Source organism: Chryseosolibacter indicum, from assembly GCF_018598585.1.
GTDB classification, from domain to species: Bacteria; Bacteroidota; Bacteroidia; order Cytophagales; family Cyclobacteriaceae; genus Chryseosolibacter; species Chryseosolibacter indicus.
Genome location: NZ_JAHESD010000035.1, coordinates 41588 through 55951 on the forward strand (window position 1 = coordinate 41588; position 14364 = coordinate 55951).

At 41.7% G+C, this 14364-nt stretch carries 5 protein-coding genes; 4 read left to right on the forward strand and 1 reads right to left on the reverse strand.

The features are described from left to right. Positions 1 to 22 precede the first annotated feature (22 nt). Positions 23 to 1831 (reverse strand): hypothetical protein, encoded by a 1809-nt coding sequence (locus tag KK060_RS15110; RefSeq protein ID WP_254154594.1) that lies wholly within the window; start codon positions 1829 to 1831, stop codon positions 23 to 25. 335 nt (positions 1832 to 2166) lie between these two features. On the opposite strand from KK060_RS15110, the gene KK060_RS15115 reads away from it, so the two are divergent. The 4 genes from KK060_RS15115 to KK060_RS15130 form a co-directional block, all read left to right on the forward strand. Then, positions 2167 to 6831, forward strand: a complete 4665-nt coding sequence (locus tag KK060_RS15115; protein ID WP_254154595.1) for a hypothetical protein — start codon at positions 2167 to 2169, stop codon at positions 6829 to 6831. A 9-nt stretch (positions 6832 to 6840) separates the two neighbouring features. Beyond that, a complete protein-coding gene (locus KK060_RS15120; protein ID WP_254154596.1) occupies positions 6841 to 11769 on the forward strand; it encodes a SprB repeat-containing protein in 4929 nt (1642 codons plus the stop codon). A 15-nt stretch (positions 11770 to 11784) separates the two neighbouring features. After that, positions 11785 to 14037 (forward strand): fibronectin type III domain-containing protein, encoded by a 2253-nt coding sequence (locus KK060_RS25210; protein WP_254154597.1) that lies wholly within the window; start codon positions 11785 to 11787, stop codon positions 14035 to 14037. Positions 14038 to 14068: 31 nt separating this feature from the next. Beyond that, a partial coding sequence (locus KK060_RS15130; protein WP_254154598.1) for a hypothetical protein occupies positions 14069 to 14364 on the forward strand: 296 nt, incomplete at its 3' end.

The window sequence follows — 14364 nt, forward strand, 5'->3', positions numbered from 1 at the left end:
GCATATCCCTTTATTATCGCATTTAAAAACTATAGCTGTAGATGACTCCAACAGTTGTTTCCCGGAAGGGTGGTTGTGATCTTTCAGCCGCGGCACTTCTACGCCTTAAGAATACTATGCTTGCATTCAGGTTATGCTTTTCGAGGAAAACATACATGCTATTGAGTCGCACATTAAAGACTTCATTGGACATTATACCATTGTTGGAAGTTTTGTTGTACGATGCAGATATACTGTTTTTTAATTTTAATATAGGTTTTGTAATAACTAGAGTAGGTCCCCAAGTTTTTGTTTCCATTCCAGGCATGTTGCTGAAGTTGTAGTTCAATGCTGTTGTTAAACTCAAATTTTGGAACCCAAGTGTATAGGAAAGATTACTATTATAGAATTCTGAAGTATTTAACCCCTCGCTATTTTCTCCCTGTTGATCATCTGTCTGCTGTACCGAAAGCATGCCAGTAAGTGTTTGAGTAGTGCCGTTTTTTTTAGGGAACATATAAGTAAAATTGCCATTGTAGTTCTTTGCCACCTGACTGAAGTTTAATGTGTCGATGTTGTCATACGGAGTGAGTCTGTTTATTCTTTCAAAAACAGATCGCACACGTGTAACAGTTTGAAAATCGGAATAGGTCCCTGAGAGCGTCAGCCTTTCTGAAACAGCGTAGCTTACGGAGGAAGACAGGGAGAGCCTTCGGGTGGCACTCATCTTGTTATCACGTAGATTGTTGCGTTGTGTACCCACATTAATTGACAAATTCATTTTTTGTTTAAGGAGCCGCGTAGCGAGGTTAGCAGTGATATTCTCAAGATCGTTATTAAAATAATATGCACCTAAAGTCGTATAATCAGGATCAACATATTCGTATGTTGCTCCTAATGAGAATAATTTAAAGTCATTGCTAAAATTTCCTTTGAAAGCCTTATAGTAAGCGCTTGAGTTGTTGATGGACATGAAGTTTCCATAGATGCGGTTAACGGGAGAATGGTCACTTGCTGATTCGTCAAGCATTGTATTTCGCGTCAGTACACTTCCTGCATATTCTGCACTTACAGAAAAGGTTTTAAGTATGCGTGTATTCAATTTCAGGCTGGTTGATAAATTGTCCTGAGGAAAAATCTTAAATGAGTCAGGTACAACCGGAATTGAAGAACGGTCGTCTTTAGCGCCGAAGAGAATGAATTCAACATTCCCTTGTACATTACGTGTTGACGTTCGTATTTGTGGCAGGACGAAGTTCTCTTTTAGTTCGCCATCTGCATTGTACTGGCTTTCATACTGAGGTTCATGGATCACCTGACGTTCATGTGAAAAGTCATACCCAACCTTGATGCCATAGCCTGTCCTTCGGAATGATGGTGTTTGTGATTCCCTCTCGACGTTAAGATGAGGAGTAGCCTCCCTGAACTGGCCATAGAGGGCGGCAGCTTTCCATTTGCCCGGAGGTGTTAATTCCACACCTGCGCCTTTAAATGTGTGTCCGCTCATGGTGTATGGCGAAAAACTCATGTTGTTATACCCTGCGTGCACTTTAATCCATTTATAGGATGGCTGGATGCTGAAGCGATTAAAGCTAAATGGGTTATTGTATTGATAACTAAAATTCTGGTTGGAGTATGAGAATGTGAGGGGCATGCTCCATTGCATAAATGAGAATGTCACGTTGCCGGAGGCAAATATTGAATATGGATCTCTTCTCGCCTTTATTCCTGCGACTGAATAAAAATTTTGTGTGACACTTGCACCACCTGTGATATTTAATTTTTTTTCACTTTTGATCAAAGCCTCTACATCCTGTCCACCTACCCGGTAGGGGTTAAGTACTTGGATCATAATCAATACAAAGGTGATAGTGAGGCGATGCATCAATAAAAGCGTTTCCTGTTGCAACGATAAAGTTTTGTAAATGTTTAGGTGCCGGTTCTATTTCATGTAAAATACTGGATTGTTGAGAAGCGGTATACCTACTTTTGAGGATATACAAACTACTGACTTTTGTTTTTTAATATCATGTAGTAAGGATTTTTGAATTTCAGATAAAGAAAGTTCCTGGATAGTGCCAACCTGCAGGCTATACTTGCGTATCAGAAAGCCTATAGGACAATTGAATGAACCCCACAATCAGGACGCTTTTTTTTGTGTACATATGTTTGGTAGCATATAACGTTATGGCTAACCGTGATACGCTGTCCCACACGCCGGAGAAGCGAAGATCCCTTACACGTCCTTTGCTGCCAACGTTATATGGGCCTGTTGCAAACATTAAAGTAAAAGAAGATTTCAGAACATATTTTCAAACATCAATCAATGACATTCGGTTTTCCCGCAATACTGAAGTAAGTGAGAAGCTTGCTTATGCGCGTTCACTCTGGAAGAAAGTTACTCAGGAAAATCGGTGCCTGGATTCATGGGATGCAATTTTTCCTGTGCTTACTGATGCATTGACAGGTAATGTAAAAGAGCTTCCTATTGCCTTATGTATCGGTACCGGAGGTGAAAGTAAGCTTACTATTATCTTTGACGAGATCCTGCTCACACCGGTTTCTTCTAAAATAAAAGTGTTTGCCATGGTACCGCTTCCTGAATCTGTTACCGGTGATACAAACACTGACGTCGGTAATAACCTGGAGTTTATGGGTGAAGTGGAATTTTCTTACACCGGTGGAATTCGTGAAGCAAAGTTAAGCCTTATTGAGGATCGTGTTTTCCTTAATGATGAAAAAGGTGATTACATGATTTCTTTTAAAGCAAAGAAAGATAACACTACTGGAACCCACTTGTCATTTGACTGCGATGGTTTTCAAAGCGTGGCTGCGGACGTAGACGTGGAATTCTCCAGAGAAATCATTGTTCCAATTGTGGAAGATAATCCGTCTCCTGATCCCTCCATGATGCCACGCGTAAAAGGGAACTTTCAGCTTGAAATGGGAAAAGATCTTTGGAATGATTTTATTGTTGCAGTATCGCTTCCTCCGTTTGAACATGCAAAAACCAAAGGCATGGGCTTCGGGTTCTACCTTGATCAGGCGTATATTGATCTCAGTGAAAAACGAAATCATCCTTCCTTTGCATTGCCTGAAGGGTATTCTACGGACTGGTTACCTGAGCCTAACAGTCCACTATGGAAAGGGTTGTTCATTAAGCATGCTTACCTGCGGTTGCCGGAATATCAGAAAAAACTTAATCCTGTCTCTAATGGAACAGAGGAGCCGCGAAAGATCGGAGTTGAAAACCTAATTATTGATGACGCAGGCTTTTCAGGGACAATTTATGGCGAAAAGCTGATGCAAAAATCTGATGTGGCTACAAAGAAGTTTACCATTGAGAAAGTAGTGTTGAGTTTCCTTGCAAATGAGCTTAAACAAGGAACCATGGAAGGAGAAATCATTCCTCCTTTTTCAAAAGATTATCGAAAGGCGACAGCTACAAACAAAACAATAGCGCAATCACTAAGATATGCTGCGCTTGTTGAACCCGACATTGGTGTTACACTTACAGCGTCTGTCCCTGAAGGGAAGTTTTTACCGGTTTCACTATTTCCTGGAATTGACTCCCTTAAACTGAACGCTGCATCCTTATTGGAAATTCGTTTTTCAAGCAAAGACTTCCGGATGCTTGCTAATCTGAATGGATCGATGAAGATAGGAGGAGATCTTTTTATGACGCCAGAGATTAAGTTTGAAGAACTAATACTCGAAGCGAATAAAGAGTCTGATTACATTCCGGCATTCAAGGGTGTAAAAGCTTTTTCTTTTGGCGATGATGAATCGAAGCTGTCAGGCATGCCCGTAAGTATTAGTCGTCTGAAACTTGGTAAGAATCCTGATGATGACTCAATGGTTGGCCTTGAGTTCGACTTACATGTTAATGTAATGGGAGAAGGTTCTAAAAATCTTTTTGAGAGTAAAACTTCGCTTGTACTCTGGGCCAAGCGTGACCCGGTGATGAAAGAATGGGGGCCTTCCGGTCTTGAGTTACGCGATCTGGAGATTAAAGGAGAAGCGGGGAGTGTAGCAAAGTTTGAAGCCAAGTTGACTGCATTTAAGGCGCATGCCATTTTCGGCAACGGATATTACGGAAGCGGAAAGCTGGAGCTGTTTCAGCAATATAAGATTTCGGCCACAGCCCTTTGGGGAAGTATCAATAATATAAGATACGGTTACTTTGATATACTGGCAGAGAACAAAGCACCAATCTGGCAAATACCAGGAACAATGGGCGCAATGTACATCTATGGTTTAGGGGGGGGGTTTTATTACAAAATGAAGCGTGCAGGTTTTGATTATTCTTCTGCTGATGGAATCGGCGTGTCACAGTCAGGTACAGCGTATGTTCCGGATGCTGCCACGAGCTTTGGCTTCAAGTTAATGACGGTAGTTGGCTCGCCAGACAAGATCAGTTACAATGGGAAACTGGCGTTTGATGTAAGCTTTGATGCAAAGACCGGCGGGGTACGGAATATCGGCTTTGATGGAGAAATGAATTTCATGACACCAAAAGCAATTACTGAAGAGAACATGATCTCGTCTGTGCAGGGACAATTGGTGGCACAAGTACAAGGAAGTGGCTCGTATGTTGATCAGGCTAAGGCAAACAATGATTATGGTATCAAAGGAAAAGCAAGGATTGACTGGGACCTTGCTAATAAGACCCTTCATGGTGTAATTACCGTGGAGGTCAATATGGAGGTGATCAAAGGTGTAGGAGCGAATAATTCAGCAGGACAAGCCACTATCCATTTTGATCCGAAGGATTGGTACATCTACCTTGGCACACCTGACAATCGCATGGGACTAAAGGCTAAGCTGGTGATGGAACAACGCATTACAGCCTACTTCATGACAGGGAACAGGCTTCCCAACTTTCCTGCACCACCACAGAAGCTCACGAAAATTCTTAATGTAAATGAGGCCCGCGATGAGGTTAATTACGATCAGCTCACCCGAGGTGCCGGGTTTATGTTTGGTGGAAGCCTGGGTTATAGTATCGATGAGGTCACCTTCCTGATTTTCTATGGTGCATGTGACGCAGAAGTGGGCATGGATGTGATGTTGCGGTATTTTGGTCCTAACGTATCATGTGGTAATAAGCCCATCCGGGGATGGATCGCTAAGGGACAAGCGTATGCGTATATAGATGCTGTCATTGGCGTTAAAGTTGATATCGCTTTCGTGAAAGGAAAATTTGAAATTATTAACGCGGGTATTGGAGCGCTCGCCCAGGCAGAGGTGTTTACTACTCCAATCTGGTTGAATGCTAAAGTTGGAGGTTACTTCAGCGTTCTTGGCGGCGTTGTAAAAGGTAAATTCAGTATGGAGTTTGAATATGGCGAGAAGTGCCAGCTCCAGAATGTTGGAGATTTTGATATTGCTTCGCAGATGGCTGTTATTTCAGATCTTACACCTTCTGATTTAAGTGAAGATGTGAATGTCTTCAGTACACCCCAGGCAGTCTTCAATTTCGCGTTAGAGAAACCTTTTAACATGATGGATGCGATGGAGCAGGAACGGACATATCGGATCCGACTTGATAATTTTACTGTACAAAATTTAACAGGAGGCAATTATATAACAGGTAGCCTAAAGTGGAACGATGATAAGACTTCTGTGTCGCTTAAACCTTCGGATATACTTCCACCTCAATCGCAAATAAAGGTCAATCTAGCTGTTGTATTTGAAGAGCTGGTAAACGGAGCATGGCAGGCAGTGATAGTCAATGGGCAACCTGCAAAAGAAGTTCGGGAGAGCACAGTGACGTCAGGAAATGCACCTGATTTTATTCCACTGGAGAATGTTGCGTTTAGCTACCCAGTTATTGGCCAGATGCATTTTCATCCTGCTGAATATAGTCAGGGATACATTATCCTTGACATGGGGCAGGACTATCTGTTTGAAAAAGATGCTGCGTGGAAAAAACAAGTTTTGCGTTTTACTGACAGCGATGGTAAAAAACTCGAATCGGATATTAGTTACGATCCATCTCGCAACAAGATATCATTTAGCCTTCCTTCGGGAATGAGAACAAGCATGGTTTATACATCAGAGATTGTAAACATTCCGAGTGATAATCAGGTTAATTTAAATGAAAACATTGATAAAGTAACTACGAACTACAAGGTAGGAGAGGAAACTAATATTAACATTGAAAATAATATAGCTAAAGGAGAGTTGACAAATTACCGAGAAAAATCTGTGTTTGGTTCGAATCCAGCAAAGGCATTTTTTAGGACGAGTAAGTTTGCAACGTTTGGTGAAAAGGTGGCTCAGCTTCAATTCTCCGGCTATGCTAGTGTTATTCTTTATGATAATGTGAGACAGTTAAAAAACGGATTTCAGACTACAGAGTCGTTTGATAAGTTTGAGATAAGGGACACCGATACGCAGCCGGCGTTGGTTCAATTTACAGATCAATTGACAAACAATTGGTTTGTTCAAACAATAGATCCAAATATCTATAAAATTTTCGAACGGAGTGGATCAGTTATTCGATGGAGGAACCCAGAAATCGCAGGTCGACCACCTAGACGGGTTTATAAGATAGTTCAAAATCTTGATTACCCAGTTTTAACGGATCAGAACAAATCAGTAATGGGAAGTTACTCTATTGATTCATACCTGGGAGTAGACTACAATACTTCTTACTATTCCGAACGTGATTTTGTTGATCTTAAGAATGGGATTGTAAATCTTGGTAGATATGCTACTTACTACAATACCCTTTCGTATAGTTTTCCGGTGATATATGCTGGTGAGTACCAATGCGAAGTAAAGTATGTACTACCAGGCACCAACGTCGTTACTTCCGCACATCATTTGAAGATTACTAATTTTTAATTAATACAGATGAAACAGATATTATCAATCATTCTGGTATTTTTTTTAGCAGGCCTTCTACTGGTAACCAATGCACAAACAGTTATTAGCTCTATTGATCAAGGCACATATTCTTCATATGCCTTAAGGTTGAGATATACGTCTTCAGAGCCTTTGAATGTAACTTATGTTACCAATTTAATTGAGACGAGAACGTATATTTATGAAAGCACAGCACGAAATGAAGTTGATGCCTATGTTTATAGCGGTGCCACTCGCCTGGAAGTATTTGAAGTACGAGGCGGTTCAATTACTAAATCATATAATCAGAGACCTACCCGCATCGTTATTAGGGCAAGAACAATGACCCGCACCACCGCTACCTATACGGGTCAGGGAGGAGGAGATAATACAGATACGGGAGAGCGTTTTAATTCCTGGACCGAGCAAGAGATAATCATTGAAAACTTTGCGAACTACAATGAGGAATTCTATGCCCTTGGTGGAAACGATAACGCAGGTAATGCTGATTTTTATTTGAGCGTTGCTAAGGAACCGGAATTGAGCGCAGCCTTAGATGTTTCATTATGCGGCGTTTCGGTACCTGCGCTTAAGGGTGAATACGTTGGCCCAAATCATTCATATAATATCTTGACGATGTCAGAAGTTCCGGTTAATGGGAATGTTACGAAATATGGTAATGGATCTGGTACAATAAATTTTTCAGGACTAAAGTTAAATCCTTCAACACAATACAGACTTCATATTAATTATGGCGTAGCAGGTTTATCTTATAATAAGGTAATTACCTTTACTACACCTTCTGCAATTTCTATAACACAAAATTTGCCCAACGCAGGGCCGACCTGTGCTGGTGGTAATGGAAAGATTGTCATTGACGGAATTTATGGGGGAAGCGGAGGTCCTTATGGTTTTTCAGTTGTGTCTTCCGGAAGTGCTGCACCTGCGGTTGAGAGCTTTACGTCTATCACTGGTTTTCCACTTACTATTAGTCAACCTTCCGGTAATTACGATATATGGATTAAGGATAATAAGGGCTGCGCTGCGCAGGTTGGAAATGTACAGCATATTCCTGCATACAGCCCGATAGGCGTGCAACTTTTGAATGAAAATCTTATCCATCCGTTTTGTGATGGAAGGCCAAATGGGTCCTTCACTTTTAATATCACAGGGGGTAATGGATCAAGTTATGAGTATGCCCTTAATGGGTCCAATAGTTTCACTGCAATTACTACTTCCGGAGGTTTATGGTCACTTAAGGAACTTCAAGAAGGTACTTATTCTTTTGTTTTCCGCAATCCCGGTTGTGACTCAGATAAGCAAACTGTTACCGAAAGTTTAACTTACATTAACAGCGCGCCTTTAGTAACAGTGGTTGAACATTTAGACCCGATATGTTATGCGCACACAGGTAAAATTATATTTGAGGTTTCCGGTAGTAGTCCATATGGTTATGAGGTATCGATTGATGGAGAAGGATACAATGCAATATCTTTAACAAGTGGACAGTGGACTGCAAATAATCTTTTAAGTAAAGAACATACCTTTGCATTTAAAATTGCGGGCTGCAATCCTTCGTTTTCTATTTCAGAAACAATTGCCCCGGCTCCTCCTGAAATTAACGCTGCCATTAATCCTGTAATCAAATTTCAAACTTATCACATTACCTGTAACGGTGGTAATGACGGACAAATTGAAGTGTCTGGTGTATCTGGCGGAACAGCACCCGGTGGTTTTTCTGATTATGGTTTTAGTCTTAGCCTTGATGGAATTTTTCTTAATGGCAATACAAATACTACGGAAGAGAAAATAAACTATTCAAACCTTAAGGCAGGGAATTATACGTTTGAGGTACGCGACAAAAATGCTTGTGTTAAGCAATATCCGGTAGTGGTTGCTCAACCTGACCTGGTAACGATTAGTTCTGTACTTAAAGAAGATGAAGTGTGTCTCGGGGCAAATGATGGAAAAATTACGGCCACGCTGGCCGGTGGAACACAATCGTATACGGTTCGCCTATGGGAAAATGGAAATGAAAGAACCGATGTCTATCTCCATGAGGCCACACTTACAAATGAAACACAAGTTACGTATGATGCAATAAGTCCTGGCGCATACAAAATTGGCATAAAAGATTTCAATGGTTGTCCTGATAATTGGCGCGTTTCAGGAATCATTACTATTGAAGCAGCGCCATCATTACTTGGATTTACGTTCGATGCCATTGCTCCTGAGACCAAATTATTTGTTCAATGTAAGGATGATTCCAACGGTTCAATAAAGGTTGTCGCCTCCGGAGGATGGGGTGGATATACATATTCCACCAACAATGTTGATTTTGTTAATGACGGCGACTCGCATGTATTCAACAGCTTGCCTGCCGGGTTGCAAAGCTTCTATGTGAAGGATTCTCATGGGTGTACCCGTGAATTTGATGTTTCGTTTGATGAACCATCCGTTGCACTATCCCTCAATGCTTCCATTATTCAACCCCGGTGTCCTGGAGAAGATAACGGAACCGTGCTGGTACAATCTTCAGGAGGGTGGGGGAACTACCAATTTTCGCCCGATGGATCAACCTACTATACTAACACCGAGCATCCGGATGAATTTAATTTTGAAGGATTTGCAGCGGGCGAATATCGATTTTACGCCAAAGATCAAAAAGGTTGTGTTCAGCCCACAACTATCCATATCAGTGATCGTGAGGTACTGGAAGCCTCACTGGTTAATAAGGAAGATATAACATGCAATGGAAGAAATACCGGTAATATTCTTATTCAATTGCAGGGAGGAACAGCTCCCTATACATCCACAGCAGTCCATACTGCAACAGGATTGGTAACTGAATCAGAAAATGAGACTGACTTCACTTCTTTGGCCGCCGGTAGTTACAACGTAATTGTCGTAGATAACCTTGGTTGTCGTAAAGTGATTCCGGATGTTGAGATAGATCAGCCCGATGCACTGGCGATAACAGTGGATAATGTGATATTACCTACTTCATGTGGTGAAAGTGATGGGAGGGTCGAGGTTTTGTTAAGTGGTGGTTCCTCACAATTTGAGCACATATGGTATCATGGGGATGATGTACTGTCACATGACCAGAACCTGTACAATGTTGCCTCCGGTGCTTACACGTTACGCATTGCCGATTTGAACGACCTCTCATGTATTACTGAACGTACCATTGGTGTTTCCGATCGGTCTGCTCCGTTGATTAATATTGATAATATAAAACCTGTGACGTGTTTGGGTGGAAATGATGGCGCTGTATCCATTAGCATTTCTGGTGGTGTTGAACCTGTTATAATTACCTGGTCCAATGGAAGCACTACATTGTATAACGACGGACTTCATGCGGCGGATTATGTTGTTCAGGTGCAGGACGCATTGAAATGTATTGGAACGGAAACGGTAACAATTCCAAACTTGCCTGCACTTGGGATCACAGCCTTGCAACTAATACATCCAAGTTGTCCGCAGCTGCCCGATGGTCAGATTTCTATTGCTATTGTAAACGCACAAGGAACTGCACAGTTTACATGGCATGACGGACACACGGGTGAGACACAGCGGGAGCAACTACAGGAAGGTAATTATACGGTTACTGTAACAGATGATGCAGGATGTGCTGCTAGTGCTACTTTCTCACTTCGTGATCCTCTTCCTGTAACCATTAACACCATTAAGCAAAGTCAATTGAATTGTTATAACGACTGTGATGGGGAGATTCAAACAGTGCCCTCTGGTGGGTCCGGGAATTATCGATATGAATGGAGTAGTGCGTCCTGGGATAACAAGCGCGAAACTGCTTCTATTAACAGATTGTGTGCAGGAATATATACTGCCTCTCTTAAAGACGATAACGGATGCAGTATCTCGAAAACATTTACTGTATTAAATCCGCTAGAGATCGCTATATCTCCCGTCATTACATCACCCTCGTGCTTTGATGGTACTAACGGCAAAATTGTGGTGAATACACAAAACGGTGTTATGCCGTATTCTTATAGATGGAATCATGAGGAATGGAGTGACGAGCTTGTAACTCCAGAAAATGAATTGCAAGGGCTTCATTCAGGAACATATGATCTTATTCTTACTGATGCTTTGGGATGTACCAAAGAAACAGGTGTAACACTTATAGATCCGCCCAAGGTAGAAATTAAAATTGACGATGAAATTTATTTGTGTGGAGGGGAATCCATTGAATTAAATACGGGCTATCCAGGCAGCATTTATTCATGGAAGTCAGACAAGGGCTTTTCAGATCATGGGCAGGTCGTTACGATTGGGGAGCCTGCCACGTATGAAGTTGAAGTGGTCACCGAAGCAGGGTGCGTTGACAGTCATACATTCAAAATTGTCAATTCGAATGAATTGCTGAAGGCTAATTTCCTTCTCTCCAGCGAGGCTGTTGTGGGTGATACGGTAGTGATGATAGATGTGTCCTTTCCAGCACCAACGCGTATCCAGTGGGATGTTACAGGGAACCCGGAGCGGTTGCAGGAGCCGGATTCTTACTACCAGGAATTCAGATATTACCATACAGGTGAAGAAGAGGTGACATTATATGCATACAAGGGTGATTGCATGGATGCCGTGACAAAACGAATTACAATTTATGGATCGAAGGAGACGCTCGAACAAGGGAGATCAGGTCTTGGATATGAAGGTCTGACCCTTCAGGAATTCAATGTCTTCCCCAACCCCAACAAGGGTGTATTTAGAGCATCGGTAACGTTTAGTGCACCAGCGGATGTAAAGCTCAGTGTGATGCCACTGGATCAACGTTCTACTTTAAAAGTCATTACAGGGTCTGGCCAAAATCATTATGAATTTGACCTGTCCTTGCCAGGTGAAACAACAGGGCTTCATGTGCTCTACCTGGAAGCCGGCAAAATAAGAGAGGTCAGCAAATTTCTAGTTCATTGATCCACTTCTATACCTGTGAAAAACTTTTTGTTTCTATTGGCAATTGTAGGTTTTACTACCTCTACATGGGGACAGCTTTATCCGGTGCGGGGTACTGCCTCCCTTACGCCACCTTATTCCCTCTATCTCTCTGACTATGCCTCAAATATATCAGAAGGATTAAAAGTGAACCTGGTACTTGCTGATCGCAATGAGCAAACTTATAATATAGGCCTTGATGTATCCATTGAAGGTGCAGGTATTACCTTGAGGTTAAAGCGCGGCCTTAATCTTCCGCCTATCGTAATAACTGGCGGCATGGCAACGCTCATCAGCGGAGCGGACCTGGAGCCATACTTTAATCCCCAGAATCTGGATTTCCAGGGTTTGTCTGCATCCAATTTCATTTCTACAGGAGGAAAGCTTCCAGAAGGTGTTTACAACTTTTGCTTTCAGGTTTATGATTACTATAAACGTGTTCCAGTATCTACTACATTTTGTACAAGTGCCTGGATATTTTTAAATGATCCACCCTTTTTGAATCAGCCTTTTAATCACTCAAAGGTTACAGTGCAAAATCCCCAGGTCATTCGCTTTCAATGGACGCCCATGCATCGTAACTCGATCAATTCCGCTTTTGACACCGAGTACAACCTTTATATCAAAGAATATACGATGGACGATGTAAATATCGATCCTTATGAGTTAATGCGGTCTCCTATACGTACTCTATTTACAACCACAGTAAATGAAACAAGTTTTGTCTATGATATCGATGAGCCGGCATTAACACCCGGTAAACGCTATGCATTTGCAGTGCAGGCGAGAGACCGATCGGGCAGAGACATGTTTAAGAACGAAGGAATGAGTGAAGTATTTATCTTCACTTATGGTGATCCACTTGACCCTGTCGATGGGATCTCCGGTAAGTCTACAAGCTCCAGGGAAGCAGAATTTAAATGGGATTCAAAGACATCCCAGAACAGATATACTTTCCGTTATCGCGTTGCTGGCTCTGAGCAATGGAATGAAAAGGAGCTTGTGCTTACCAATTTAAAGTTGACCAATCTTAGCGCTAATACAGACTATGAGTACCAGGTGCGTGCTATTTACGGCGCAATGGAAGGTCCATGGTCATCAACACATCGCGTAAAGACACTGTTGGAATCTTATGAATCCAACTTCACCTGCGGTGCTACTCCGGCATCGTGGAGCCTTTCGAATACAGAACTGATTTCTTCACTGGTTGCCGGAGATACAATCTTTGTCTCAGACTTCGCTATTGTTCTTGTGGATGTTACAGGAGGAGATGGAATCTTCTCGGGAAAAGGTATGATAGAAATTCCTTTTTTGAATCAACATTTAAAGACCAATCAAACAGATCCCAAGGTTAAGTTACTTGTACAATTTGACAACATTAACGTGAACACTGCCAGAAGAATGATTGCAGGGGAAGTAAAAGTAACCAGTGGTGGAGTACAAATTACAAGTGACTACTATGCAAGGACGATCAGTGATGCGGTAACAAAAGTGGAAGTAGTGCTGGCTGACCTGGAGGAGATTGCTACCATGATTGAAGACATAGAGGAGACAATGGCAGAGTTTCTTGGCGACGAGGAAGTGCAGATTGATGAAAGTGCTTATGCCAATTACAGTCCGCTGGAGCTGGTGGAAGAAGCAAAGAAGCTGGTGAAGGAAGCTGAAGAAGCAGTAAAGCGAAAAGATCCGGATGCTGTTAAAAATCTGAAGAAAGGTCTGGCACTTATGAAAAAGGCACTTCAATTAATGGATGAGTTTAAGACCACAGGTGAGTATGCAGGAGACTTGTTAGTAGTGATCGTAGAGATTATGAATGAAAACGCTGAGCTCTATGCAACGAAGGCGGAGTCTGTTAAGAAGTTGATTGAAGGAGTGGCGAGTTCTTTGGGTATGGATGAGTCAGAAGAAGAACTTGATGCAGTTGTGATTAACGAGGAGTTCTTTATCGAGGTTCCACAAGCTGATCTGTCTGCACAGGAGAAAAGTTCCCTTGAAGCAGAACGATTATTTAAAGATGCGTTTGACTTCATCATTATGAATCGCACAATCTTTCTCACCTTAAAATACTACACCACAGGTGATAATTATTCCGTTTTCCTGCAGGATTTTCTTCATCAGATCGATGGTGTCTACAAAGAATATCGCAAAGTGAAGCAAAATGGAAGCGAAGGTGAAGTGCATAGCTTTCTTAAAACGAAGCTGGTAGCGATACTCGAGAATTATGTTGTTGAAGCCGAGAAGAATAAATAATCTATATCATTCTTAAAAAATCTGAATTAGCATGAATCATAATAAGCTGAGCGCTCTTCTTCTTTTTTTAGTGCTTTTTTTTCACACTGCATTGGCGCAAACAGATTATTTTAAAGTGCAGGAGAATGCTATTACAAATGATTACAACCCAGTGTTTGTTCGCTATTTCTCCACATCAGGTACAGGCGTAAAAAAATATTATCATGAGGATCGCATCAAAGAAATTGATGTACTGCTACAGCAATATGCTGCAGTTGATTTTCCTGTACGGTCAATGTTAGAGGTGCGTGGTCCATGGCAGTCTATTATCAAAGAAGGAATTAATTT